Annotated in this window: 18 protein-coding genes; 16 read left to right on the plus strand and 2 right to left on the minus strand. The window is 71.1% G+C overall.

Going from position 1 to position 26,201, the window contains the following annotated elements; translation table 11 throughout:
• The first annotated feature begins 29 nt into the window (after positions 1-29).
• The 13 genes from ACZ5U5_RS36810 to ACZ5U5_RS36870 all read left to right on the plus strand — a co-directional run bounded on the left by ACZ5U5_RS36810 (position 30) and on the right by ACZ5U5_RS36870 (position 17,517).
• The gene (locus tag ACZ5U5_RS36810; protein WP_469030743.1) at positions 30-2,426 is read left to right on the plus strand and encodes a putative bifunctional diguanylate cyclase/phosphodiesterase; all 2,397 of its coding nucleotides are present in this window, start codon (positions 30-32) and stop codon (positions 2,424-2,426) included.
• Positions 2,427-2,548: 122 nt separating this feature from the next.
• On the plus strand, positions 2,549-2,845 hold the full coding sequence (gene gatC, locus ACZ5U5_RS36815) for an Asp-tRNA(Asn)/Glu-tRNA(Gln) amidotransferase subunit GatC (protein ID WP_016642027.1): 297 nt from the start codon (positions 2,549-2,551) through the stop codon (positions 2,843-2,845).
• Positions 2,846-2,850: 5 nt separating this feature from the next.
• Positions 2,851-4,356 (plus strand): Asp-tRNA(Asn)/Glu-tRNA(Gln) amidotransferase subunit GatA, encoded by a 1,506-nt coding sequence (gene gatA / locus ACZ5U5_RS36820; RefSeq protein ID WP_469030745.1) that lies wholly within the window; start codon positions 2,851-2,853, stop codon positions 4,354-4,356.
• On the plus strand, positions 4,353-4,595 hold the full coding sequence (locus ACZ5U5_RS36825) for a hypothetical protein (RefSeq protein ID WP_399396243.1): 243 nt from the start codon (positions 4,353-4,355) through the stop codon (positions 4,593-4,595). Before gatA ends, ACZ5U5_RS36825 begins: the two co-directional genes overlap by 4 nt.
• A gap of 16 nt (positions 4,596-4,611) precedes the next feature.
• A complete protein-coding gene (gene gatB / locus ACZ5U5_RS36830) occupies positions 4,612-6,123 on the plus strand; it encodes an Asp-tRNA(Asn)/Glu-tRNA(Gln) amidotransferase subunit GatB (RefSeq protein WP_469030747.1) in 1,512 nt (503 codons plus the stop codon).
• A gap of 363 nt (positions 6,124-6,486) precedes the next feature.
• Positions 6,487-7,740 (plus strand): SLC13 family permease, encoded by a 1,254-nt coding sequence (locus ACZ5U5_RS36835; protein ID WP_469031020.1) that lies wholly within the window; start codon positions 6,487-6,489, stop codon positions 7,738-7,740.
• 128 nt (positions 7,741-7,868) lie between these two features.
• Positions 7,869-9,974, plus strand: coding sequence for a phosphocholine-specific phospholipase C (locus tag ACZ5U5_RS36840; RefSeq protein ID WP_469030748.1), 2,106 nt, complete (start codon positions 7,869-7,871; stop codon positions 9,972-9,974).
• A 215-nt stretch (positions 9,975-10,189) separates the two neighbouring features.
• Positions 10,190-12,433: an MMPL family transporter gene (locus ACZ5U5_RS36845; protein ID WP_469030750.1), complete on the plus strand. Its 2,244-nt coding sequence runs from the start codon at positions 10,190-10,192 to the stop codon at positions 12,431-12,433.
• On the plus strand, positions 12,402-12,980 hold the full coding sequence (locus ACZ5U5_RS36850) for a GNAT family N-acetyltransferase (protein WP_469030751.1): 579 nt from the start codon (positions 12,402-12,404) through the stop codon (positions 12,978-12,980). Before ACZ5U5_RS36845 ends, ACZ5U5_RS36850 begins: the two co-directional genes overlap by 32 nt.
• 35 nt (positions 12,981-13,015) lie before the next feature.
• Positions 13,016-13,600, plus strand: a complete 585-nt coding sequence (locus tag ACZ5U5_RS36855; protein WP_469030752.1) for a hypothetical protein — start codon at positions 13,016-13,018, stop codon at positions 13,598-13,600.
• 239 nt (positions 13,601-13,839) lie between these two features.
• On the plus strand, positions 13,840-14,025 hold the full coding sequence (locus tag ACZ5U5_RS36860; RefSeq protein WP_469030754.1) for a hypothetical protein: 186 nt from the start codon (positions 13,840-13,842) through the stop codon (positions 14,023-14,025).
• A gap of 77 nt (positions 14,026-14,102) precedes the next feature.
• Complete coding sequence (locus ACZ5U5_RS36865; RefSeq protein WP_469030755.1) at positions 14,103-17,213, plus strand: helix-turn-helix transcriptional regulator; 3,111 nt, start codon at positions 14,103-14,105, stop codon at positions 17,211-17,213.
• Between the two features lie 79 nt (positions 17,214-17,292).
• On the plus strand, positions 17,293-17,517 hold the full coding sequence (locus tag ACZ5U5_RS36870; RefSeq protein ID WP_469030756.1) for a DUF6191 domain-containing protein: 225 nt from the start codon (positions 17,293-17,295) through the stop codon (positions 17,515-17,517).
• Between the two features lie 17 nt (positions 17,518-17,534).
• Here ACZ5U5_RS36870 and ACZ5U5_RS36875 read toward each other — a convergent pair whose 3' ends face one another.
• Both ACZ5U5_RS36875 and ACZ5U5_RS36880 read right to left on the minus strand, forming a co-directional pair.
• A complete protein-coding gene (locus ACZ5U5_RS36875) occupies positions 17,535-18,716 on the minus strand; it encodes a PQQ-dependent sugar dehydrogenase (RefSeq protein WP_469031022.1) in 1,182 nt (393 codons plus the stop codon).
• Positions 18,717-18,834: 118 nt separating this feature from the next.
• On the minus strand, positions 18,835-19,827 hold the full coding sequence (locus ACZ5U5_RS36880; RefSeq protein WP_469030758.1) for an aldo/keto reductase: 993 nt from the start codon (positions 19,825-19,827) through the stop codon (positions 18,835-18,837).
• A 96-nt stretch (positions 19,828-19,923) separates the two neighbouring features.
• On the opposite strand from ACZ5U5_RS36880, the gene ACZ5U5_RS36885 reads away from it, so the two are divergent.
• From ACZ5U5_RS36885 to ACZ5U5_RS36895, 3 genes are all read left to right on the plus strand, one after another.
• A complete protein-coding gene (locus ACZ5U5_RS36885; protein WP_469030759.1) occupies positions 19,924-20,874 on the plus strand; it encodes a 2-hydroxyacid dehydrogenase in 951 nt (316 codons plus the stop codon).
• A gap of 301 nt (positions 20,875-21,175) precedes the next feature.
• The gene (locus ACZ5U5_RS36890; RefSeq protein ID WP_469031023.1) at positions 21,176-24,109 is read left to right on the plus strand and encodes a putative bifunctional diguanylate cyclase/phosphodiesterase; all 2,934 of its coding nucleotides are present in this window, start codon (positions 21,176-21,178) and stop codon (positions 24,107-24,109) included.
• A 233-nt stretch (positions 24,110-24,342) separates the two neighbouring features.
• Positions 24,343-26,190, plus strand: coding sequence for an acetolactate synthase large subunit (locus ACZ5U5_RS36895; protein WP_469030761.1), 1,848 nt, complete (start codon positions 24,343-24,345; stop codon positions 26,188-26,190).
• The last annotated feature ends 11 nt before the right edge of the window (positions 26,191-26,201 follow it).

A 26,201-nucleotide genomic window follows, 5' to 3' on the forward strand; every position in this document is an offset into this window, starting at 1 on the left:
GGGCACCGCCGGCTGTGAGAGGGACGGGAATGGAACCGACCGAGAGCGCCGCACCGGACTCCCGGCTGCGCGCGCGCCTGCGGCGCGGACCGGGCGCGTGGCTCAGCGGACGCAGAGCGGCACGGGAGGCACGCGAAGCGGAGATTGCGCGTCCCGCCGTCCCGAGTACCCCAGTTGAGCGGCGCGAACGCGCGTGGAGCACCGTCGGCGGGTACGGCACGCAGGAGCTCGGTGTGGGTGAGAGCGCGAGCGGCCGGGACGCGGGGACCTGTTCCCCCCAGACCGGCGTCGAGGGGCGGCGCAGGCCGCTCTGGCGCGGCGCCGAGGCGCACGGCCCGGACGACGGATCGGGCGAGCGCGACCCCTGGCCGGTCCTTCCGGTTGTCGTCGTGACGATCGCCGCGGTGGTGCTCGGCACGGGCTTCTTCCACGCGTTCACCGGACGGGGCGACCTGTTCCCCTCCGGCACGGTCGGCTGGTCCCTCGCCATCCTCACGGGGCTCATCGTCGGCCATCTCGTGGCACTCGGCCGCGACCGCTGGTGGGGCGGCACGGGGTCGGGCGGCGCGCTCACGGTCGCCGTGCTCCTGCTGTACGGCTGGGTGCCCGCCGGAATGGTCAGCCTCACCGTCGTCGTCCTCGTCGCCGTCGCGCGCCGCCACCGTTGGCGCCAGGGCATCCTGCACGGCGCGGTCGACATCCTCGGCATCGGCGCGGGCGCGCTCGCCATGGCCGCCTTCGGCACCGCCCCGACGACGGAGTCGCCCTGGCTGCCCGAGACCTGGGACCTGTACTCCGCCCCCGAGGTGGCCCTCGCCGCCGCCGCGTACCTCGTGGTCACCCGCGTCCTGCTCTGGTACGTCCACGCGCCGCGCACCGGCGCCCTGCCCACGGTCACCCGAACGGCCCTGGTCCGGCAGGGACTCGTCGGCGTCGCGCTGCTCGGTATCGCGCCGCTGATCTGCGTGGTCGCGGCCTCGACGCCCATACTGCTGCCGCTCTTCGCGATCCCCCTCGTCGCGCTCGACTCGACGCTGTGGATCGCGCGGGCCAGGGCGGAGGAGCAGCTGCGCGACCCGCTCACCGGCCTGCCCAACCGCCAGTGGCTCCTCGAACGGACCTGGACGGCACTGGACGACGCCGAGCGGATCGGGGCCCGGTCGGCCCTGATGCTGATCGACATGGACCGCTTCCGGTCGGTGAACGACACCCTCGGTCACCTCGCGGGCGACCGTTTACTGCTGCAGATCGCCGACCGGCTGCGGCTCGCCCTGCCGCGCGGTGCGGAGGCCGCGCGGCTCGGCGGTGACGAGTTCGCCGTCCTGCTGCCCGTCGCCGACTCCACGACGTCCGCCACCCGCGTGGCACGGTCCCTCGTCGCCGCCCTCGGCTCCCCCCTCGACCTCGACGGCCTGACGCTGGTCCTGGAGGCCAGCGCCGGACTCGCCGTCTTCCCCGACCACGCCATGGATGCCGAAGGACTGCTCCGCCGGGCGGACGTCGCGATGTACCAGGCCAAGCGGGACCGCACGGGCGTCGAGGTGTACGAGTCCAAGCGGGACTCCAACACCCCCGACCGCCTGGGCCTGTTGGGTGATCTGCGCCGGGCGCTCGACGCGGGCGACGTGGAGCTCCACTACCAGCCGAAGGTCCAGTTCGACGGACGGGTGGCCGGCCTCGAGGCGCTGGTGCGCTGGGTGCATCCCGAGCGCGGGAAGGTGCCGCCGGACGAGTTCATCGCCATCGCGGAGTCCTCCGGCCTCATGCCGCACCTCACGGAGTACGTCCTGGAGACGGCCCTCTGCCAGGTGGCGAAGTGGCAGGCGATGGGCCTCAAGGTCCCCGTCGCGGTGAACGTCTCGCCGCGTGACGTGCACACGCCCGGCTTCGCGGGCGCCGTCGCCGCACGCCTGGCCCGCCACGGAGTCCCCGCGGGAGCGCTCCAACTGGAGATAACGGAACACGTCCTCCTAGAGGACCCGCAGCGGGCCGCGGACACCCTGGCCGGTCTGACCGGCCACGGCGTCAAGATGTCGCTCGACGACTTCGGCACGGGGTACTCCTCCCTGGTGCACCTGCGGCGGCTGCCGGTGAGCGAACTGAAGATCGACCGCTCGTTCGTCGCGCGCCTGGCCGTCGACAACGAGGACGCGGAGATCGTCCGCTGCACGGTCGACCTCGCGCACTCCCTGGGGCTGCTCGTCGTCGCCGAGGGCGTCGAGGACGACGAGACGTGGGAGCGGTTGCGCGACCTGGGGTGCGACGCGGTGCAGGGGTGGCTGGTCGCCGCCGCGATGCCGCCGGACGAGACCACCGCCTGGCTGCGGGCCCGGGGCTCCCGCGGGTGGCGCCGCCCCGTCGATGTCGCCGCCGAGGAGGCGGCCGCCGCGGCCGCGGCCGAGGCCGGGGCCGACATCGCGAAGTAGGCCGGGCGGGCCCCGCGAGAAGGCGGCTGGGCCCGGCCGAGGCAATCCGTTTCACGGGCACGGGGTGCGGCCCCATAGGATTGGGGCCACACACCACACACTCACCCCCAGAGGATCGCCGCATGCCTGGCATTACGCGCGAGGAGGTCGCCCACCTCGCCCGCCTAGCACGTCTTGAGCTGAAGGACGAGGAGCTCGACCACTTCGCCGGACAGCTCGACGACATCATCGGCGCGGTCGCCCGCGTCTCCGAGGTCGCCGACCAAGACGTACCGCCGACCTCCCACCCGCTGCCGCTGACGAACGTCATGCGCGCGGACGAGGTCCGTCCGTCGCTCACCCCCGAGCAGGCGCTCTCCGGCGCCCCGGCCCAAGAGCAGCAGCGTTTCAAGGTGCCGCAGATCCTGGGGGAGGACTAACCACCATGACGGACAGCAAGATCGACATCATCAGGCTCACCGCCGCCGACATCGCCGCGAAGGTCGCCTCCGGCGAGCTGACGGCCGTCGAGGTCACCGAGGCCCACCTCGCCCGCATCGAGGCCGTCGACGAGAAGGTGCACGCCTTCCTGCACGTCGACCGCGAGGGCGCGCTCGCGCAGGCCCGCGCCGTCGACGCCAAGCGGGAGAACGGCGAGAAGCTCGGCCCGCTGGCCGGCGTCCCGCTCGCGCTCAAGGACATCTTCACCACCGAGGGCGTACCGACCACGGTCGGCTCCAAGATCCTCGAGGGCTGGATCCCGCCGTACGACGCGACCGTCACGCGCAAGCTGAAGGACGCCGACGTCGTCATCCTCGGCAAGACCAACATGGACGAGTTCGCCATGGGGTCCTCCACCGAGAACAGCGCGTACGGCCCCACCGGCAACCCCTGGGACCTCACCCGCATCCCCGGCGGCTCCGGCGGCGGCTCCTCCGCCGCCCTGGCCTCGTACGAGGCGCCGCTCGCCATCGGCACGGACACCGGCGGCTCCATCCGCCAGCCCGCGGCCGTCACCGGCACGGTCGGCGTCAAGCCCACCTACGGCGGCGTCTCGCGCTACGGCATGGTCGCGTTCTCGTCCTCCCTCGACCAGGGCGGTCCCTGCGCCCGCACGGTCCTGGACGCAGCGCTCCTGCACGAGGTCATCGCCGGGCACGACGAGCTCGACTCGACGTCCATCGACGCCCCGGTCCCCGCGGTCGTCGAGGCGGCCCGCAACGGCTCCGTACAGGGCATGCGTGTCGGTGTCGTCAAGCAGTTCGCGGGCGAGGGTTACCAGGCCGGTGTCGTCCAGCGCTTCCAGGAGTCGGTAACGCTCCTGAAGGAGCTCGGCGCCGAGATCGTCGAGCTGGACTGCCCGTCCTTCGACCTGGCGCTCTCCGCGTACTACCTGATCGCGCCGAGCGAGTGCTCGTCCAACCTGGCCCGCTTCGACGCCATGCGCTACGGCCTGCGCGTCGGTGACGACGGCACGAAGTCCGCCGAGGACGTCACCGCGCTGACCCGTGAGGCGGGCTTCGGCGACGAGGTCAAGCGCCGCATCATCCTGGGCACGTACGCCCTGAGCTCCGGCTATTACGACGCGTACTACGGAAGCGCCCAGAAGGTCCGCACCCTGATCACGAAGGACTTCGAGAAGGCCTTCGAGCAGGTGGACGTGATCGTCTCGCCCGCGACGCCCACCACCGCCTTCCCGATCGGCGAGCGCGCCGACGACCCGATGGCGATGTACCTCGCGGACGTGTGCACCATCCCGTCGAACATGGCGGGCAACGCCGCCATGTCGCTGCCCTGCGGTCTCGCACCGGAGGACGGCCTGCCCGTCGGACTGCAGATCATCGCCCCCGCCATGAAGGACGACCGCCTTTACAAGGTGGGAGCCGCCGTAGAGGCCGCCTTCGTGGAAAGGTGGGGTCACCCGCTGCTTGAGGAGGCACCGTCACTATGAGTCCCATGACTGCCAAGGCCCAGGGCTTCAAGAAGTCCAAGCCCGGCGCGTACCTGTCGATGGGCGCCACCGCCTTCGGCGCGATCTCGGTCGTCAAGCAGGCCAGGCTGGCCCGCAAGGAGAACGACACGCTCCGTCTCGTCGACGCCGCTGTCTCCGCCGCCGCCATCGTCACCGGTCTTGCTCTGCTCTATCGCGAGCTGAAGAAGCTCGGCGACGACGACGTCCTGCTGGGTTGAGAGGGAAAGTTTCACCGTGACTGTCACGACTGACCTGGTGTCGTACGAGGATGCCCTCGCGACGTACGACCCCGTCATGGGCCTTGAGGTCCATGTCGAGCTGGGCACCAAGACCAAGATGTTCTGCGGCTGCTCCACCGAGCTCAAGCAGGACGCCAACAGCCAGACCTGCCCGACCTGTCTCGGCCTTCCCGGCGCGCTGCCGGTGGTCAACGAGATCGGCGTCGAGTCCGCCATCAAGATCGGTCTCGCGCTGAACTGCGAGATCGCCGAGTGGTGCCGCTTCGCCCGGAAGAACTACTTCTATCCGGACATGCCGAAGAACTTCCAGACCTCCCAGTACGACGAGCCGATCGCCTTCAACGGCTATCTGGACGTCCAGCTGGAGGACGGCGAGGTCTTCCGCGTGGAGATCGAGCGCGCCCACATGGAGGAGGACACCGGCAAGTCCACGCACGTCGGTGGCGCGACGGGCCGTATCCACGGTGCGTCGCACTCGCTCCTGGACTACAACCGCGCCGGCATCCCGCTCATCGAGATCGTCACCAAGCCGATCGAGGGTGCGGGCGAGCGGGCTCCCGAGGTCGCCAAGGCGTACGTCGCGGAGCTGCGCGAGGTCATCAAGGCGCTCGACGTGTCCGAGGCCCGGATGGACAAGGGCCAGATGCGCTGCGACGTGAACCTGTCCCTGCGTCCGCACGGGCGTGAGGAGTTCGGTACGCGCTCGGAGACGAAGAACGTCAACTCGCTCCGTTCCGTGGAGCGTGCGGCGCGCTTCGAGATCCAGCGTCACGCGGCCGTCCTGAACGACGGCGGCACGATCATCCAGGAGACCCGTCACTTCCACGAGGAGGACGGCTCCACGACGTCGGGCCGCATCAAGGACAACGCCGAGGACTACCGGTACTTCCCGGAGCCCGACCTCGTCCCTGTCGCCCCGGCCCGTACGTGGGTCGAGGAACTGCGTGCCGGTCTCCCGGAGATGCCGCGCGTGCGCCGCAACCGGCTCCGCGAGGAGTGGGGCGTCTCGGAGCACGACATGCAGTCGATCCTGAACGCCGGTGCGGTCGACCCCATCGTCGCCACGATCGAGGCGGGCGCCGACTCGGCGGCCGCGCGCAAGTGGTGGATGGGCGAGCTGTCCCGTAACGCCAACGAGACGGGCAGGGCGCTCGACGAGCTGCCGGTCACCCCGGCGCAGGTCGCCAGGGTCGCCGAGCTGGTCACCAAGGGCGACCTGAACGACAAGCTGGCGCGCCAGGTCTTCGAGGGTGTCCTCGCGGGCGAGGGCACGCCGGACGAGGTCGTCGAGAAGCGCGGCCTGAAGGTCGTCTCGGACGAGGGCGCGCTGTCCACTGCCGTGGAGGAAGCGATCGCCGGTAACCCCGGGGTCGCGGACAAGATCCGCAGCGGCAAGGTCGCTGCGGCCGGCGCGTTGGTCGGTGCGGTGATGAAGGCCACCCGCGGCCAGGCGGACGCGGCCCGCGTCAAGGAACTGATCCTGGCGAAGCTGGGCGTGGAGGGCTAGCCCTTCCGGCTTGTACGGGATCCAGGGCGGCGGACCCTTCGCGGGTGCGCCGCCCTGCGCGTGCCTGAGCCTGAACCGCCGCTGCGCGGCGGATCTTTCCCGCCCACCCACCCGATTGCCCCGAGTCGTCGGGTGGTGGGCGGGAAAAATCCCGCGCTCCCGCGATGCCGCTCTCCCGCGATGCCGTCGTCCCGCCCGCCCGTGCGCAGGCTCCCGCCGTGCAGGCGCGTGGGCGCGGCCCCGGGCGTGCCGGTCGGGGCGGGCGGGTGTTCCGGTTCCGGTGTGATGCCGCCCGGCACCTCGCCTTACGCTGGGAACTCCGTCCCCGCCGAACCACCGCCCCACGCGGGCCACGAGGTCCCCCTGAACACCGTCACCGCCGAGATTCTCTCCGTCGGGCTGCTGCTCGGCGTGCTCGCGTTTGCCGTCATACGGCCCAAGAAGTGGCCCGAGGCCGCTGCCGCGTTGCCCGCCGCCGGGATCGTTGTGGGGCTCGGGGCCGTCTCGCCCGAGCACGCGCTCGCCGAGGTCGAGAGTCTGCTGCCCGTGGTGGGGTTTCTGGCCGCCGTGCTCGTGCTGGCGCAGCTCTGCGCCGATGACGGGCTCTTCGCCGCCGCCGGGGATCTCGTCGCCCGGCTCTGCGGTGGACGCACCCGGGCGCTGCTCGGCGGGGTCTTCGGGGTGGCCGCGGCGATCACCGCCGTGCTCAGCCTCGACGCCACCGTCGTCCTGCTCACGCCGGTCGTCTTCGCCACCGCGGACCGCGTCGGGGCGAGGCCGCGCCCGCACGTCTACGCCACCGCCCACCTCGCCAACTCGGCCTCGCTCCTGCTGCCCGTCTCCAACCTCACCAACCTCCTCGCCCTCAGCGCCAGTGGGCTCACCTTCACCCGGTTCGCGTTCCTGATGGCGTTGCCCTGGCTGGTCGCCATCGGGATCGAATACCTCGCCTTCCGGCGGTACTTCGCCGCCGATCTGGACGCCGGTGCCGAGGAGGCCAAGGAGGTCGAACCGACCCCCGTACCGGTCTTCACGCTGGTCGTCCTCGGGCTCACGCTCGCCGGGTTCGTCGGCACCTCGCTGGCCGGAGCGGAACCCCTGTGGGCCGCCCTCGCCGGGGCCGTCGTCCTCGGAGTCCGTGCGCTGCTGCGACGACGTACGAGCCCCACCGCACTCGTCCGCTCCGCGAGCCCGCTGTTCTGCCTGTTCGTGCTCGCGCTCGGCATCGTCGTCAAGGCGGTCGTCGACAACGGCCTGGGCTCCGGGATCGAGTGGATCCTGCCGGACGGCGCCTCGCTGCCCGCACTGCTCGCGATCGCGGGCCTCGCCGCCGTGCTCGCCAACCTGATCAACAACCTGCCGGCGATTCTTGCTCTCCTGCCCGCCGTCGCGCCCGCCGGCCCCGGCCCCGTCCTCGCCGCCTTGATCGGCGTCAACATCGGCCCGAACCTGACGTACGTCGGCTCGCTCGCCACCCTGCTGTGGCGCCGCATCCTGCACGACCACGGCACGGACGCCGAGTTGGGGACCTTCACCCGCCTCGGCGTGCTGACCGTGCCCCTCACGCTGGCGGCGTCGACCGTCGCGCTGTGGGCGGGGCTGCTGATCGGCGCCTGAGCCCCAGGCATCCGTTCACGTCGACTTCGTCCCCAAGTCTTCACACGGATACCGGACTTCACTAGCGTCCCGCCGTGTAGGCCAATGGATCAGCGGAGAACCATTGGCCGTCGACTGGAGGTCGTTACGTGTCCCCCGAGATTTCGCGCAGGCGTCTGATGGCGGTCGGCGGTGGCGCGGTGGGCGCCGCCGCCGTCGGATCCTTCCTGCCGCCGTCGTTGCAGCTGGCACTGGCGCAGGACCGGCACAAACCCGGCAGCGGCGGGCTCGACGCGATCGAGCACGTCGTCATCCTGATGCAGGAGAACCGGTCCTTCGACCACTACTTCGGCGCCCTGCGCGGCGTACGCGGCTTCGGCGACCGCAACGCCATCCGGCTCCCGGGCGGCACGTCCGTGTTCGAGCAGCCCGGCGCGCTGCGCACCGTCATGCCCTTCCCGGTCCGCGAGGCCGCCGTGGCGCAGAAGAAGGACCTGCAGTACATCGGCGCCCTCGACCACTCCTGGAGCGGGGGCGCCAAAGCCTGGCACGACGGCTGGAACGACGGCTGGATCACCGCCAAGACCGCCGCGACGATGGCGTACTACACGCGCGACGACATCCCGCTGCACTACGAACTCGCCGACACCTTCACCGTCTGCGACGCCTACCACTCCTCCGTCCACACCTCCACGAGCCCCAACCGCAACCACCTGTGGAGCGGCAAGACGGGCTACGAGGCGAACGGCAGGCGCGCCGTCGGCAACGACGCGTACGACGAGGGCAAGCACCCCGGCTACGACTGGGGGACGTACGCCGAGCGCCTGGAGAAGGCGGGCGTGAGCTGGCAGACGTACACGGAGTGGGAGAACTTCACCGACAACCAGATCGAGTTCTTCACCACCTTCAAGGCCATCGCCCGCAAGGTCCTCGCCAAGACCGGCCTCACCTTCATGGAGGCCTTCTACGCCAAGGTGCGCGACGCCAAGGACGAGGCCGAACGCGCGAAGCTGCTCGCCACCCTGGAGGAGGGCGTCGCGACCCTCACCAAGGCGGAGAGGTCACTGTTCGAGCGCGGCCTGCGGCGCGTGCCCACCGGCAAGCTCGCCGAGGAGTTCGCCAAGGACGTCGCGGGCGGCAAGCTGGCCAAGGTCAGCTACCTGGTGCCGTCCGCCCTGGACTCCGAGCACCCCAGCGTCTCCTCGCCGATCCACAGCGCGACCATCGTCTACAAGGTCCTGGACGCCCTCGCCTCGCACCCCGAGGTCTGGCGGCGCACCGCCGTCTTCATCAACTACGACGAGAACGACGGCTTCTTCGACCACGTCCCGCCCCCCGTGCCCGGCACGGAGTCCCCCGAGGACCAGGAGGAGCGCTGGGAGGGCAAGCCCACCGGCCTCGGCGTGCGCGTCCCCCTGCTCGTCGTCTCGCCCTGGACCGTCGGCGGCTACGTCACCTCCGAGGTCTTCGACCACACCTCCGTCGTGCGCTTCCTGGAGAAGTGGACCGGCGTCAAGGAACCCAACATCAGCGCCTGGCGCCGCAAGGTCACCGGCGACCTCACCGGCGCCTTCGACTTCCGGCGTGGCCACCGGCAGCCCGAGGTCGAACAGCCCGGCGCCATCCCGGAGTTCAGCGGCCGCTGGTCCCCGCAGCCGCCCCTGAAGCAGTCCATGCCGGTCCAGGAGCCGGGCACCCGCCGCGCCCGCCCGCTGCCCTACCAGCCCGACGCGTACGTGAAGCCGGGGCGCGAGGGAGCCCTCTCCGTACGGCTGCGCAACGGCGGCCGCTCCAGCGCGCACTTCGCGCTCTATCCGTACGCCGGTGAGTTCGCGGTCCCGCAGCACCAGGACGTCGTGCGCGAGGGTTCCTGGACCGTGCCGGTGGCCAAGGACACGTACGCCTTCACGGTCACGGGCCCGAACGGCTTCCGGCGCGAGTTCGCGGGCGGCAAGGACGGGGGCGCGCAGCTCGCCTCCGCGATCACCCGCCGCGAGCTCCACGTGACCCTGGCCAACCGGGGCCGCAAGGAGCTCGTCTTCACGGTCAAGCCGCTCGGATACGTGGACGAGGACGACGTCAGGAAGCGGACCAGGATCGTCCGGGTGAAGGCGGGCAGCAGCCGCACCCTCGCCTGGCAGACGGACGACGAGCACGGCTGGTACGACTTCCAGGTCACGTCCGCGGGCGAGCCCGCCTTTCGGCGCCGTCTGATGGGGCACATAGAGAACGGACGCGCGAGCGTATCGGGCTGAAGCCCTCAGTCCCTCAGGGTGTGCGAGGTCCCGGTGGGGCCTCGCACACCCTTTGTGCTCTTGTGAGGAAAGCCACGAACCGGACCGACGATCTCCAGATCCTGTCAAAGTGTCCCTGGCGCACATGTCGTCGCTCATGCGTTCTTTGCGGGCTGTTCAGTTCATTCACGGCTGTTCCCGATAAAGATCCACGAACCACCCCAGGGAGCAGGTCAGTGGCAGCACTCGCACGGTGGTGTGTGAAGCACCGACTCCTCGCAGTACTGCTCTGGCTCATCGCCCTCTTCGGTGCCGCGAGCGCCGCGGCGCTCGCCGGATCCGCGTACTCGAACGACTACGAGGTGCCGGGCACCGAGTCCGGCCGGGCGACCGAGCTCCTGGAGGAGGGGTTCGAGGGGCTCGGCGGCGACAGCAACACCGTCGTCTGGCGCACCGAGGCGGGCACGACGGTGCGCGCCGCCGACGTCGAGCAGACGATGACCGACACCCTCGCCACGATCGAGAAGATGCCGGCGGTGGCCTCCGTCAGCAGTCCGTACGGGGAGCACGGCGCCGCACAGATCAGTGCCGACGCGCGCATCGCGTACGCGACCGTCACCTTCCACGAACAGGCCGACGCCATCGACAAGGCGGACGCGCAGGACCTCGTCGACACCGCGAAGGCCGCCGATTCGGACCACCTGGACGTCCAGCTCGGCGGCAGCGCCGTCGCGCTCACCGAGTCCAAGAGCGCGCAGACCGCCGAGATCGTCGGGGTCGCCGTCGCCGCCGTGGTGCTCTTCCTCGCCTTCGGCTCACTCGCCGCCTCGATCCTGCCCATCGCCACGGCACTGGTGTCGGTCGGCACGGCCTACGCGGGCATCGTGCTGCTCGGGCACGTCATGACCGTCGCCGACTTCGCGCCGATGCTGGGCACCCTGATCGGGCTCGGCGTCGGCATCGACTACGCCCTGTTCATCGTGACCAGACATCGCAAGGGCCTCAAACAGGGCCTTCCGGTGGCCGTCGCCGCCGAGCGCGCGGTCGCCACCACCGGGCGTGCGGTCGTCTTCGCGGGCGCCACCGTCTGCATCGCGCTGCTCGGCATGCTCATCCTGCGGCTCAGCTTCCTCAACGGCGTCGCGATAGCGGGATCGCTGACCGTGCTCCTCACGGTCGCCGCCTCGGTGACGCTGCTGCCCGCGCTCCTGTCCTGGATCGGGCCGCGCGCGCTCAGCCGCCGAGAACGGCGCGCCCTCGCCGAACACGGCCCGGCCCCGGAGCTGCCCACCGGGCTCGCCGCCCGCTGGTCCGCCTTCGTCGAGCGGCACCCGAAGCTGCTCGGCGGCGTCGCCGTCGCCGTGATGGCGGTGCTCGCCCTGCCCACGCTCTCCCTCCACCTGGGCACCTCCGACCAGGGCAACAACCCGGCGTCTGCCACCACACGGCAGGCCTACGACCTGCTCGCGGACGGCTTCGGCCCCGGCGTGAACGGCCCTCTCACGCTCGTCACGGACGTCGACGGAGCGGGCGACCGGCTCGCCCTCACCAACCTCGGCACCACGCTCGAATCGACCCAGGGCGTCGCCTCCGTCAGCCCCATCACGTACGGCGCCGACGGCACGGTCGCCCACGTCACCGTCGTACCGGACTCGTCCCCCCAGTCGCAGCGCACCAGCGATCTCGTCGACCGGCTGCGCGACGACGTGCTCCCGCGGGCCGAGGCCGACACCTCGCTGGACCTCCAGGTCGGCGGTGTCACGGCGAGCTACGACGACTTCGCGGAGATCATCGTCGGCAAGCTGCCGCTCTTCGTGGGCGTGGTCATCGGGCTCGGCTGCGTTCTGCTGCTTCTCGCGTTCCGGTCCATCGGCATCCCCCTGAAGGCGGCCGCGATGAACGTGGCGGCGGTGGCGTCCGCCTTCGGGGTCGTGGTCGCGATCTTCCAGTGGGGCTGGGGGAGCGAGCTGCTCGGCCTCGGCTCGGCAGGTCCGATCGAACCCTTCCTGCCCGTGATCATGGTGTCGGTCCTCTTCGGGCTCTCGATGGACTACCAGGTCTTCCTGGTCAGCCGGATGTACGAGGAGTGGCTGGAGACCGGCGACAACCGGCGGGCCGTCCGCGTCGGCCTCGCCGAGACGAGCCGCGTGATCAACTCAGCGGCGGTCATCATGATCTCCGTCTTCCTCGCCTTCGTCCTCAGCGGTGACCGGGTCATCGCGATGTTCGGCATCGGCCTCGCCGCCGCGGTCGCACTCGACGCCTTCGTCCTGCGCACGCTGCTCGTGCCCGCCCTGATGCACATGCTGGGCGGCGCCAACTGGTGGCTGCCGCGTGGTCTCGACCGCTGGCTGCCGCGCATCAGCATCGAGCCGCCGGAATGTCGTTCGAGTAATTCCGTCCCTGGTGCGAGGATCCCCGTACTGCCGGACGGACTGAAGGAGCGGGATGTTCGCGATATCGCTGGGCGAGGGCGCTGAGCTGCGGCCCATCGAGCCGTGGCAGGCACAGGAGTTCCTGGAGCACGTCGAACGTGCGCGGGAGTACGCGGGGCCGTGGGTGCCCCTGACCGTGCGGGCGAAGGACCTCGACTCCGCCCGGGAACTGCTGCAGATGTTCGCCGACCGGCAGGCCGCCGACACGGGGCGCCTGTACGGCATCTGGCTGGACGGCACGCTCGTCGGGGGAGTGCTCTTCCGGATCTTCGACACGGCCACGGAGAGCTGCGAGGTGGGCGTCTGGCTGGAGCCTTCGGCCGCCGGGCGCGGTCTGATCACCAGGGCGAGCAGGGTCCTCATCGACTGGGCCGTGGACGAGCGCGGCATGCACCGCGTGGAGTGGCTGGTCTCCACACTGAACGGCCCGAGCATCGCGGTGGCCAAGAGGCTCGGGATGACCAAGGACGGGGTGCTGCGGGAGTGCTTCCCCTGGCAGGGGGTGCGGCACGACATGGAGGTGTGGTCGGTGCTCGCGCCGGAGTGGCGGAAGGCGCGCGGGGCCGCGCACGCCGCGGATTCGGCTCGTTAAGAAAGCTCTCAGACTCCGTCCGTACGGTGCGGGGCATGGGAACTAAGACAGAGGACGAGATCGCGGCCGAGGCGGCCGCGAAGCCCGCAGAGCCGGAGGCCGCGGACACCGCTGACACCAAGGACGTCACGAAGGTGGACGCCACCAAGGCGGACGCCGTAGAGGCCGATGACGCCGACGACGCCGATGAGCTCGTCGTGGTGGAAGAGGTCGCTCCGGCCAAGTCCACCGGCGTGTTCCAGGGCGCCGCGGCCGTCGTCTCCGCCGCTCTCGGCGTGATCGGCCTGTCCGGCGGCTGGCTCGGCACGGTCGCCGCGGCTCGTTCGAACATCGTCGGGCAGCTCGAGACCAAGCAGTCGGCGAGCGTCGCCGACCAGATCCAGGCCCTGTACGGCGACTCCTGGCAGGTCACGGCGCTGATCGCCGGAGCCTTCGCGCTCGCCGCGCTGGTCGTCGGGTTCGTCGTCCTTGTCAGGCCCGCTTTCGGTGCGCCCGACCAGGTGCAGGCACCGTGGATCAAGTCGGTCGCGTGGGCGGGTGTCGCCCTGGGCGTCATCGGCCTGCTCCTTGCCATCGCCAAGTACTCGGACCTGATTTACGGGCTGCCGTCGACGAGTTGATGGCGCGCTGGGTACTCAGAACGCCGGAGGGGCTGCATCGCAGCCCCTCCGGCGTTTTTGCGTACCTGAGCAACGAGAGCCCTAAGGCCCCCTCCCACCCTCCTAAGGCCCCCCAACCCCTCAAGATGCGGCACTCTCCCGATGTGCCACCCCTCCCTGGCAGACGAAAGTAGCGGTCAGAACGAAGGCAGCAGCCAGTCGGCAGCCGGCCAGAAGCCAGTCAAAGCCAGGGAGTTCTCATGTTCGAGTACGAGATGCACCAGCTGCGCGCCGCCGACCTCATCCGTGAGGCCGACCGCCGCCGCCTCCTGCGTGAGGCCCGCCAGGCCAAGGCGGCCCGCGCCGCCCGCCGCTCCGCCCGCCAAGGAACCGAGGGGCGGGTGAGCGCGGCCCAGTGGAGAAGCCGCTTCTCCCGGGCCGCGTGATGAGCGCGGCGGGGGCGAACGGAGCGGCGGTTTCTGCCCTCGGGATATCCACTGCCACCGAGCACTCACCCTGTGCAATGCTCACCGCTGTGGAGACCAGGTCCGTAAGCCCCGTGTTCGTCGGCCGTTCCGACGAGCTGGGCGTACTGAAAGACGCACTCGCCCGTGCCAAGGGGACGACCCGCGGCACGGGCGAGCCGCAGGCGTTGCTGCTCGGCGGCGAGGCCGGCGTCGGCAAGACCCGCCTCATCGAGGAGTTCACCGCGGCGGCCCGCGCCGAAGGCGCCGTCGTCGCCGTCGGCGGCTGCGTCGAGATCGGTGCGGACGGCCTGCCCTTCGCCCCCTTCTCCAGCGCCCTGCGCTCCCTGCGCCGCCAGCTCCCCGACGAGGTGGACGCCGCTGCTGCCGATCAGGAGGGCGAACTCGCCCGGCTCCTGCCCGAACTCGGCGAAGCGCCGCAGCGGCGCCGGGGCACCGACGCCCAGCACGACGAGGAAGGCATGGCCCGCCTCTTCGAGCTCACCGCCCGCCTCCTGGAACGCCTGGCCACCGACCGCCCGGTGGTGGTCGCCCTGGAGGACCTGCACTGGGCCGACGCCTCCACCCGCCACCTCCTCGCCTACCTCTTCCGCACGCTGCGCAGCGGCCGCCTCGTCGTCGTCGCGACGTACCGCGCCGACGACATCCACCGCCGCCACCCGCTGCGCCCGCTCCTGGCCGAGCTCGACCGCCTGCGCACGGTGCGGCGCATCGAACTGTCCCGCTTCAGCAAGAGCGAGGTCGCCCGCCAGATGGCGGGAATCCTCAGCGCCGAGCCCGCGCAGAAGCTGGTCGACGACATCTTCGACCGCTCGGACGGCAACGCCTTCTTCGTCGAGGAGCTCGCGGTCGCCACACACGGCGGCAGCTGCGCCAGCCTCACGGACTCCCTGCGCGATCTCCTGCTCGTACGCGTCGAGGAGCTGCCCGAGGACAGCCAGCGGGTGGCCAGGATCGTCGCCGAGGGCGGCTCGACCGTCGAGTACCCGCTGCTCGCCGCCGTCGCCGGCCTCGCGGAGGACGACCTGATCGAGGCGCTGCGGGCCGCCGTCGGAGCCAACATCCTGCTGCCGTCGCCCGACGGCGACGGCTACCGCTTCCGGCACTCCCTGGTGCGCGAGGCCGTGGGCGACGACCTGCTGCCCGGTGAGCGCTCCCGGATCAGCCGCCGCTTCGCCACGGTCCTGGAGGCCGACCCCTCACTCGTCGCCGCCGACCAGCGCGCCGCCCGCCTCGCCAGCTACTGGTACCACGCACACGACGCGGCGAAGGCGCTCCCCGCGGTCCTGCGGGCCTCGGTCGAGGCCCGCCGCCGCTACGCGTACTCCGAGCAACTGCGGCTCCTGGAACGCGCGATGGAGCTGTGGGACGACGCCCCCGAGGACATACGCCTCGAACTGCGCCCCCTGGACTACGCCGAGGTCTACCCTCCCTGCGGTTGCGACCCCGCCTCCACCCCCCTGCGCTACCTCGACCTCATGGCGGAGGCCGCCGTCGCGGGCCGCCTCTGCGGGGAGCGGGAACGCGCCCTGAAGATCACCAAGCGTGCGCTGCGGTTCCTGGAGGACGAGCAGGACCCCCTGCGCGCCGCCTGGTTCTGGATCCAGCGCTCCCGGCTCACCTCGACGCTCGCCCGCGGCGACGGCTGGGCGGAGATCGCCACCGCGCAGGACCTGGTCCGCGGCCTCCCGCCGTCCGAGGTGCACGCCGAGGTCCTCACGAACGTCGCCTCCTGGGGCATGCTCCACAACCCCGGCGCGGAGACCCTGGCCGCGGCCCAACGCGCCGTCGAGTACGCCCGGATGGTCAAGGCCGAGGAGATCGAACTCAACGCCCGGCTCATCCTCGGCGGCCTCATGGTCGACGCGGGCGACGTCGAGGACGGGCTCGCGGAGATGTACGCGGTGAGGGACCGCTGCATGGAGCCGCCTCCCCTCGTCTCCCGCGTTCCGCACATCCACGTCAACCTGCCGTCGGTACTCGAAGGGGCGGGCCGCTCCCTTCAGTCCCTGGAGGTCAGCGAGCAGGGCCTCGCGCTCTGCCGGAAGTACGGCCTCACGGACACCGAGAGCTGGGTCCAGGTCAACAAGGCGGAGACCCTTGTCTCGCTGGGCCGTTGGGACGAGGCGGTCGACGCGTCCGAGGCGGCCCGCCGCGGTGCGCTCAGCGTCAAGCCGCGGGGCGGCGCGGCCCTGCAGCTCATTTCCGTCGCCCTCGGCCGCGGTGACACGGCCGAAGCCGCCGCCCAACTGGCTGCGGCCCGCGCCCACTACGGCTCGCACGACATCATGCCGCAGTACTCCCTGCCCATGGTCACCGCCGCCATCGGCATCGCGGCCGCCGACCCCGACCGCGCGGCCGGTGTCGCCGAGGCACGCGCCGAACTCGAACGGGCCCTGGCCGCGGGCTTCCCGCACGGCACCCAGCGCTACACCTGGCTCATGCTGCTCGCCGCCGCCACCCTGGAGGCCGATACGCGCGGCCTGCCCGCCGCCGAGCCCGGCCGGGCCGAGGCCATCGACAGCATCCGCCGGATCGCCAGACACCTCCCCTCACCCGTGCCGGTCTGGGCCGCACACGAGAAGTGGGTACGCGCGGAACTCCTGCGCGCCGAGGACCGCGACACCCCCGCCGACTGGTCCGCCACGGTCACCGCCTTCGAACCCCTCGGCCGCCCCTACGACTTGGCCCGGGTCCGCCTCCGCCTCGCCGAGTCCCTCCTCGCGACCACCGCGGGGACGGGCACCGAGGCGGACCGTGAGCGCGCCGCCGGGCTGCTGCGACAGGCGCTTGAGGCCGCCGAGGGGCTGCGGGCCCGGCCCCTCGCCGAGTCCGTCGCCGGGCTCGCCCAGCGCGCCCGCCTCGTCCTGAACGACGACGAGCACCACACCGCGGGCCCTCACCTCACGCCGGTCGACCCCGCCGAGGCGCTCGGCCTCACCAGCCGGGAGCGTGACGTGCTCCGCCGCGTCGCCGCGGGCCGCAGCAACCGTCAGATCGCCGAGGAGCTCTTCATCTCCCCGAAGACGGCGAGCGTCCACGTCTCCAACATCCTCGCCAAGCTGGGCGTCGCCGGCCGGGGCGAGGCCGCGGCCCTGGCCCACCGCCTGCGCCTCTTCCCCGCGGAACGCGCCCGGCCCACGGGCTGACCTGCGCTTTCCCGCCCCCGGAGGGTTTCGCGGGCGCTCGCTTACGCTGGAAGGAGGAATCCGGCCGCCAGGAGGCGCAGTGTTCAACCCGATCGAGCTTTTCCAGCCCGGCCGCAAACACACGGACGACGAGCAGAGGCGGCTGGAACTGAGCCGGGTCGACGTGGCCGACGGCGACCCGAGCCGCGGCCCCATAGACCTGACCTCCGGCAAGGTGGTGGTGAGGGTTCCGCAGCAGCCGGTCCCGAAGCCGGCCGAAGCCGCGGCCGACGCTGACGCCGGCCGAGACGCCTCGCCCCAGTAGCGGAACCGTCGGCAGGTCTACTTCACCGTCACCTCAAGGATCTTGTCGTCCCCCTTATCCGGGGTGCCCCGGGAATCCGTTTCGTTCGTCACCAGCCACAGCTTGTCCTTGCCCGCCGCGACGACCGTGCGCAGGCGGCCGTGCTTGCCCTCCAGGAAGGACTGGGGCTCCACGGTGCCCTCCACGCCCCGTACCGGAATGCGCCAGAGGCGCTCGCCGCGCAGGCCCGCCATCCAGACCGACCCCTCGGCGTAGGCGATACCGCTGGGGGAGGCGTCCGAGGTCTTCCACTGGGCCACCGGGTCGTTGTAGCCCTCCTCGTCGGCCTTGCCCTCCACCTCCGGCCAGCCGTAGTTGTCGCCTGCCTTGATTTCGTTCAGCTCGTCCCAGGTGTCCTGGCCGAACTCCGCCGCCCAGAGCCGCTTCTCCTCGTCCCAGGCCAGTCCCTGCACGTTCCGGTGGCCGTACGAATAGACGGGGGAGTCGTCGAAGGGGTTGCCGGGGGCCGGGTCGCCGTCCGGGGTCAGGCGCAGGATCTTGCCGCCCAGCGACTTCTTGTCCTGGGCCAGACCGGTGTCGCCTGTCTCGCCCGTGCCCGCGTACAGCATCTTGTCCGGGCCGAAGGCGATCCGGCCGCCGTTGTGGACCACGCCCTTGGGGATGCCCTTGAACACCGTGTCGGGCGCGCCCAGTTGCTTTCCGGAGGGCTTCTTCTCGTCGTACAGCATGCGGCTGATGCGGTTGTCCGACTCGGTGGTGAAGTACGCGTAGACCATGTGGTCCGATGCGTACGAGGGAGAGAGGGCCAGGCCCATCAGGCCGCCCTCGCCCGCGGGGGAGACGCCGGGGACCGAGCCCAGCTCCGTCTTCTTGCCCGTCTCGCCGTCGACGCGGGTGATGGTCCCCTCGTCCCGCGAGGACACGAGCAGGTCGCCGCCCGGCAGCGGCGCGAGGCCCCACGGTGACTTCAGGTCCTCGGTGAGTGTCTTGGTGACCGACGCCGAGCCCTTTTCCGGCGGGGCGTCGCCGGCGCGCGGCTTGCCCGAGGGCGTCCCCTCCGGCCCCTCCGACTTCGCGGGGCTCGACCCGGCGCTCTTGCCGTTGTCCGGCGTATCCGAGCCCCCGGACGAGCAACCGGCCGTGAGCACGAGGGCGGCGGCAGCCAATGCGGCCGTGACAGCAGTCCGTTGCACGATCAGGTTCCCTTCGACGCAGCGCTTCTACTGTTCATACACCGCTCGGTCCCCGCAGGTTCCCAACCCCGCTCCATCGGCTCCCTGCCGTGGGCGGCGAGCGGACGTCATCGACGAGCGGACGTCACTCCCAGGATCCCATCGCCGACGGCAGCTCCGCGATCTCGGCCAGGTCCGCCCCGGTCAGCCGCACCTCCGCGGCCCCCGCGTTCTGCACCGCCCACCGCTCCCGCTTGGCACCCGGTATCGGCACCACATCGCGGCCCTGCGCGAGCACCCACGCCAGCGCCACCTGCGCCGGGGTCGCCCCGTGCCGCTCGGCCACCCGGCGCAGGCCCACCACCAGCGGCTGGTTGGCGGCCATCATCTCGGCGGTGAAACGCGGATGCCGCGCCCGCAGGTCGTCCGGCTCGAAGCCTTGCCCCGGCGTCAGCGTCCCCGTGAGGAAACCGTTCCCCAGCGGCATCGCCGCCAGGAAGCCGATCCCACGCGCCGCACACCACGGCAGCAGCGTCTCCAGGGCCTCGCGCGACCACACGGAGAGCTCCGCCTCGACCGCGCTGACCGGAAAGACCTGCTGGACGCGCTCCAGCTGCCGGATCGTGCCCTCGTGCAGCCCCCTGCCCTCGCGCCGCGAGGCCCGCGCCCCCAACGCGCACAGCCCGAGCGCCCGCACCTTCCCGGCGGCGACGAGCTCGGCCATCGCGCCCCACGTCTCCTCGACGGGCACCTCGGGGTCGGCGCGATGCAGCTGGTACAGGTCGATCGTCTCGGTCTGCAGCCGCCGCAGCGAAGCGTCGCAGGCCCGCTTCACATAACCGGGGCGGCCGTTGGCGACGATGTGCTGCTCGCCCACAAGGAGCCCGCACTTGGTGGACACGAGGGCCTCGGCCCGCCGCTCCTTCAACGCCCTGCCCACAAGGAGTTCGTTGGTGAACGGCCCGTACATGTCCGCGGTGTCGAGGAGGGTCGAGCCCTGGTCGAGCGCGGCGTGCACGGTGCGCAGCGACTCCTCGCCCCGCTGCCGTGAGCCGGTGTACGCCCAGCTCATCGGCATGCAGCCGAGCCCGACCGCACCCACCTCGAGCGCTGCCGCGCCGATCGTCCTGCGGTCCACCTGGCCGTGCCCTCCCACCTCTGTCCGAGCGGCCCCCAACGTAACCTCTGCCTCCCTCCACGCGGCGTGCGGCCTGTGCGCATTAGCCTCCTGACCATGACGACAGATGTATGGCTCCCCTATGCCGAGGACGAGATCGAAGGCCTGCCCCGGGCAGCCGAAGCGGGGGTCAACTACCGCTTCTGGGACGGCGGCCCGGACTTCCCCGCGGATCCGGCCGACTGCGCCTTCTATGTGGTGCCCTATCTGAAGGGTCCGGAGATCGCCGTACGGCCGCTGCCGGAGATGACATCCGTACGCGCCGTACAGACACTCTCCGCGGGCGTCGACCAGATGCGGTCCGGGCTCCGATTCCTCGCGCCCGGCGTGCAGTTGTGCAATGCCAAGGGGGTGCACGAGGCCAGCACGGCGGAGCTGACGCTCACCCTGGTCCTCGCGTCGCTGCGGGGCATCCCCCGGTTCGTCGAAGGGCAGCGGCAGGAGGACTGGCGGTCCGGCTTCTATCCGGCGCTCGCCGACAAGTCCGTGCTGATCATCGGATACGGATCGATCGGTTCCGCCATCGAGGACAGGCTCGCCCCCTTCGAGTGCGCGCGGGTGGCGCGCGTCGCGCGCTCTGCCCGTGCCACGGAGCGCGGCCCCGTGCACCCGCTCACCGAACTGCCGTCGCTGCTGCCCGACGCCGACGTGGTCATCCTCTCCACGCCCCTCACCGACACCACCCGAGGCCTGGTGGGCGCCGATTTCCTGGCCCGCATGAAGGACGGCGCGCTGCTCGTGAACGTCGCGCGCGGCCCCGTCGTCGACACCAAGGCGCTCCTGGCCGAACTGGAGAGCGGCCGGATCACCGCCGCCCTCGATGTCACCGACCCGGAACCGCTGCCCGCAGGTCACCCCCTGTGGCAGGCTCCTGGAGTGCTCATCAGCCCGCATGTGGGCGGATCGACCTCCGCCTTCCAGCCACGCGCCAAGCGCCTGCTCGCCGCGCAGCTGACCCGATACGTGGCCGGGGAACCCCTCGGCAACGTCGTCCTGACGACCGAGTAGGCGACCAAGCCACGGTCACTCAGAGACCGTTCGAGCACACTCCGCACCTGTTTGTGCGCGCCCCGTGTTCGCAATCGCTCCGGCAGTCACGGAGCGTAGAGAAGCTATGTCCCTGAGTGACGAGACTGGTGTATCGTCCCGACAGGGGCTGCGCCGTGGAGAGTTCGTCGGCGCCGGGGACGAGACAGCAGACGCGAGGGGGGCTACGGGCGATGGACGGCCAATGGGCGAACCATCCGACGCGGCGAGGCCGCCGACGACGACTCTCACGCGGACCGGCGCCACGGATCAGGGCGGCCCGGTGAGCACCCGCCCGTCACCCGCCACCGCCCTGGAGGGCGGCGGAGGACTGACGGCGCAGATGCCACCCGGCTCACCGCTGACCCGGCGCCCCGCCTCCGGCGCGAGCCTGGCCTCGCAGATCGCGCTCCTCGTGGTCTGCGGCGGGTATGCCACCGGGGCCGCGTTCGGCTGGGGATCGCCCCGGGCCGCCCTGATCATGGGCGACTTCGGTCTGAGCATCGCGGCGGCCGCCGCCGCGGTCTCCTGTTTCCGCTACTCACGCACCCGGCGCAGCCGCTTTCGACCCGCATGGCTGCTGTTCGCGCTCTCCTCCGCGATGGCGTCCCTCGGCAACGGCGTGTGGGGCTGGTACGAGGTCGTGCTCGAGCAGCCGGTGCCGAGCCCCGGCCTCGCCGACCTGTTCTTCCTCTGCTTCGCGCCACCCGCCATCATCGGCCTGCTCGTGCTCGCCAAGCGCCCGGTGACCAAGGCCGGCTGGATCTGTCTGGCGCTGGACGCCTGGCTCATCGGCGGCTCACTGCTCACGCTCTCCTGGAGCCTCGCCCTCGCGCACACGGCACAGTTCGAGGGCCAGAGCGTCGCACACGCCGCGCTCTCGCTCGCCTATCCGCTGCTCGACATCGCGCTGGTCAGCATGGTCCTCGCGCTGCACTTCAGACGGTCGTCCGCCAACCGCACGGCGGTGAACACGGCGATCGGCGCCCTCGCGCTGACCGTCATGTGCGACGCGATGTTCACCTCGCCCCTCCTGCACGCCAGTTACCGCTCGGGACAGATGCTGGACGCGGGCTGGTTCGCCGGCTCACTGCTCCTCGCGTACGCGCCCTGGGCGGTGCCCTGGCACAAACAGGGGGACGACGCGCAACAGCACGCGCGCGTGCGCCGCGAGGACGCCCCCAAGGACGCGCGGTCCGCCCCCACCCGGCCCATCGCCGGGTCGCTGGCCGCGCTGACGCCCTATCTGGCCGCCGCCGTCTGCACGTTGGGAATCCTCTACAACGTCCTCAACGGCCGCAGCGTCGACGAAGTGGTCCTCTTCACCGCGGGCACGGTCGTGCTCGCCCTCGTCGTGCGCCAGGGCATCATGCTCCTTGACAACATCACCCTCACCCAGGAACTGGCCCAGAAGGAGAACCACTTCCGCTCCCTGGTCCAGGGTTCGAGCGACGTCATCATGATCGCCGCACCGAACGGCATACTCCACTACGTCAGCCCGGCCGCCTCAGGGGTCTACGGCCGCGAGGCCGAGGAACTCGTCGGCTCCGAACTGGCCTCGCTCATGCACCCCGAGGACCTGGGCCGCGTCGTCCACGAAGTCCGCAGATTCCTCACCGCGAACCCCGCCGAAGAGCCCACGACCCGCATCGAGTGCCGCTTCAAGTCCGGCCACGGCGACTGGCTTAACGTGGAGTCCACGGTCAACCGCCACCAGGGCGGACTCCTCTTCAACAGCCGTGACGTCACCGAACGGGTGCGCCTTCAGGCGCAGTTGCAGCACAACGCCGAGCACGACCCCCTCACCGACCTGCCCAACCGCTCCCTGTTCACCCGCCGGGTGGGCCAGGCCCTCACCGGCCGCCGGGTGACCGACCGGGGCACGGCCGTGCTCTTCATCGACCTCGACGGATTCAAGGCGGTCAATGACACCATCGGCCACCAAGCAGGAGACGAACTCCTGATCCAGGCGGCCCGCCGCCTTCAGGAGGCCGTCAGGTCCGGGGACTGCGCGGCCCGGCTTGGCGGCGACGAATTCGCCGCGCTCATCGTGGGTGACGGCACCCGCGACCAAGCGGCACGCGAGCAGCACATCTACGAACTCGCCGACCGTCTCAGAATCACCCTCTCCCAGCCCTACGCGATCGACGGGAACGACGTACGCGTGGCGGCCTCCATCGGTGTGGCCTTCGCCGAACCCGGCATCGGCGCGGGTGAGCTCCTGCGCAACGCCGACCTCGCGATGTACCGCGCCAAGGCCGCGGGAAAGGGCCGCGTCGAGCTGTACGCACCCCAGATGCAGGCCGACGTGGTCCGCAAGGCGGAGCTGGCGACACGGCTGCGCACCGCCCTGCACGACGGTGAGTTCGCGCTCCTCCACCAGCCGGTGGTCTCCCTGGACGACGGCCGCATCACCTCCGTCGCCGCCCAGGCGCGCTGGCGCTCGGCGCAGGGCATCCTCTTCACGCCCGCCGAGTTCCTGCGTGTTGCCGACAGCTCGGACGCGCAGGAGGGTGCCCGCACCGCCGAGCTGGGCCGCTGGATGATCGAGGAGGCCGTCCAGCAGGCCGCCGAGCGCGGCCGCACGGGCCGTGCGGCGCCCGTCGCGGTCCGCATCAGCGCGCGGCGCCTCCTGGACCGCTCCATGCCGCTGGGATCCATCGAAGCGCTCCTCACGCGGTACGGACTGCCCTCCGGGGCGCTCATCATCGAGCTCGCCGACAGCGACCCGCGGGTGTCCCTCGACGACCTGGAGCGCAGGCTGACCGCCCTGCGCAGGCTCGGCGTGCGGATCGCCCTGGACGGCTTCGGGAGCGGCTATGCCGCCATCACCGCACTGCGGCGGCTCCCCGTCGACGTACTGAAACTGGACCGCAGCCTCATCGAGGGCGTCGTCGAGTCCGCACGCCTTCACAAGATCACCTCTGGTCTGCTGCGCATCGCCGGCGATCTGGGGCTGTGTTCGGTGGCCGACGGCGTCGACCTCCCGGAGCAGGTCATCGCCCTGCGCGCGATGGGCTGCACGCACGGGCAGGGCATGGCGTTCTCCGGGCCGCTCGACGAGTACCGCCTGCGCCGCGCGCTGTCGATCGGGCAGTATCCCGTCCCGCACGGACCCGCGGAGCCGGTCCTCGCGGGCGGCCCGCAAGTGGCGTACGGAGGAGGTGCCGAGTCCTTCGCCCGCTCACATAATGAGACCCCCGTCCCACCTACTTGACAGGCACAGTGCGCCGGGGAGAGGGTCAATGCCATGCGCACCCGAATTCTCGTACTTGGAAAGCGCGTCGGCTGAAGCTGGGACTCACCGGTCCGAACTCCGGAATCCCCGCACCCGCTCCGACGCGCTCCCCTCGCTTGCCTTACGGCACGAGGGGTTTTTTGTTGCACAGGCACCTGCCAAATCTCCGCAAACACCCCGCAAAAACCCTCAGCTTCGAGAAGAGAATGCCGATGACCGAGCAGGCCACCGGGGCCCACCATCCGCAGCCGCGGCCCCGATCCTCAGGACAGCAGTCCGCCCCCGTCGAGCACGTCACGGGTGCGAAGTCCCTCATTCGTTCTCTCGAGGAAGTCGGGGCCGACACGGTATTCGGCATTCCCGGCGGTGCCATCCTTCCCGCGTACGACCCGATGATGGACTCCACCCGCGTCCGTCACGTCCTGGTCCGTCACGAGCAGGGCGCGGGCCACGCCGCCACCGGTTACGCGCAGGCCACCGGCAAGGTCGGGGTGTGCATGGCGACGAGCGGCCCCGGTGCCACCAACCTCGTCACCCCGATCGCCGACGCCCACATGGACTCCGTCCCCCTGGTCGCGATCACCGGCCAGGTGGCCTCCAAGGCGATCGGCACGGACGCCTTCCAGGAGGCGGACATCGTCGGCATCACGATGCCGATCACCAAGCACAACTTCCTGGTCACCAAGGCGGAGGACATCCCGGCGACGATCGCGGAGGCCTTCCACATCGCCTCCACCGGCCGCCCCGGGCCGGTCCTGGTCGACATCGCCAAGGACGCACTCCAGGCGCAGACCACCTTCCAGTGGCCGCCCACCCAGGACCTGCCCGGCTACCGCCCGGTGACCAAGCCGCACGCCAAGCAGATCCGCGAGGCCGCCAAGCTGATCACCGCCGCCAAGCGGCCCGTCCTCTACGTCGGCGGCGGCGTCCTGAAGGCCCAGGCCACCGCCGAGCTGAAGGTCCTCGCGGAACTCACCGGAGCGCCCGTCACCACCACACTGATGGCGCTCGGCGCATTCCCCGACAGCCACCCGCTGCACGTGGGAATGCCGGGCATGCACGGTGCGGTCACCGCCGTCACCGCGCTGCAGAAGGCCGACCTGATCGTCGCCCTCGGAGCCCGCTTCGACGACCGCGTCACCGGCAAGCTGGACAGCTTCGCGCCCTTCGCGAAGATCGTCCACGCCGACATCGACCCGGCCGAGATCGGCAAGAACCGCGCCGCCGACGTGCCGATCGTCGGCGACGCCCGCGAGGTCATCGCCGACCTGATCCAGGCGGTGCAGGCCGAGCACACCGCCGGGGTGCAGGGCGACTACACCGCCTGGTGGGCCGACCTCAGCCGCTGGCGCGACACCTACCCCCTCGGCTACACCCAGCCCGAGGACGGTTCGCTCTCCCCGCAGCACGTCATCGAGCGCGTCGGGCAACTCGCCCCGGAGGGCACGATCTTCGCGGCGGGCGTCGGTCAGCACCAGATGTGGGCCGCCCACTTCATCCAGTATGAGAAGCCCGCCACCTGGCTCAACTCCGGCGGCGCCGGGACGATGGGGTACGCGGTTCCGGCCGCGATGGGCGCCAAGGCCGGAGCGCCCGACCGCACGGTCTGGGCGATCGACGGCGACGGCTGTTTCCAGATGACCAATCAGGAACTGACCACCTGCGCCCTGAACAACATCCCGATCAAGGTCGCCATCATCAACAACGGCGCCCTCGGCATGGTCCGCCAGTGGCAGACGCTGTTCTACAACCAGCGCTACTCCAACACCGTGCTGCACAGCGGTCCCGAGGACATCGGCCCCAACAAGGGCACCCGCGTCCCGGACTTCGTGAAGCTGTCGGAGGCGATGGGCTGCGTGGCGCTGCGCTGCGAGCGCCCCGAGGACCTCGACAAGGTCATCGCCGAGGCCAACGCCATCAACGACCGCCCCGTGGTGGTCGACTTCATCGTCCACGAGGACGCCCAGGTGTGGCCGATGGTCGCCGCCGGCACCTCGAACGACGAGGTCATGGCCGCCCGCGGGGTCCGCCCCGACTTCGGCGACAACGAAGACGACTGAGACCGAGAGCG

This window comes from Streptomyces sp. NPDC033177, from assembly GCF_055577715.1.

Coding starts and splice junctions, on each gene's coding strand:
- ACZ5U5_RS36855 (WP_469030752.1), top strand. CDS start 13,016: ATGGGAACTAAGACAGAGGACGAGATCGCGGCCGAGGCGGCCGCGAAG.
- gatC (WP_016642027.1), top strand. CDS start 2,549: ATGCCTGGCATTACGCGCGAGGAGGTCGCCCACCTCGCCCGCCTAGCA.
- ACZ5U5_RS36850 (WP_469030751.1), top strand. CDS start 12,402: ATGTTCGCGATATCGCTGGGCGAGGGCGCTGAGCTGCGGCCCATCGAG.
- ACZ5U5_RS36865 (WP_469030755.1), top strand. CDS start 14,103: ATGCTCACCGCTGTGGAGACCAGGTCCGTAAGCCCCGTGTTCGTCGGC.
- ACZ5U5_RS36825 (WP_399396243.1), top strand. CDS start 4,353: ATGAGTCCCATGACTGCCAAGGCCCAGGGCTTCAAGAAGTCCAAGCCC.
- ACZ5U5_RS36885 (WP_469030759.1), top strand. CDS start 19,924: ATGACGACAGATGTATGGCTCCCCTATGCCGAGGACGAGATCGAAGGC.
- ACZ5U5_RS36895 (WP_469030761.1), top strand. CDS start 24,343: ATGACCGAGCAGGCCACCGGGGCCCACCATCCGCAGCCGCGGCCCCGA.
- gatA (WP_469030745.1), top strand. CDS start 2,851: ATGACGGACAGCAAGATCGACATCATCAGGCTCACCGCCGCCGACATC.
- ACZ5U5_RS36810 (WP_469030743.1), top strand. CDS start 30: ATGGAACCGACCGAGAGCGCCGCACCGGACTCCCGGCTGCGCGCGCGC.
- ACZ5U5_RS36860 (WP_469030754.1), top strand. CDS start 13,840: ATGTTCGAGTACGAGATGCACCAGCTGCGCGCCGCCGACCTCATCCGT.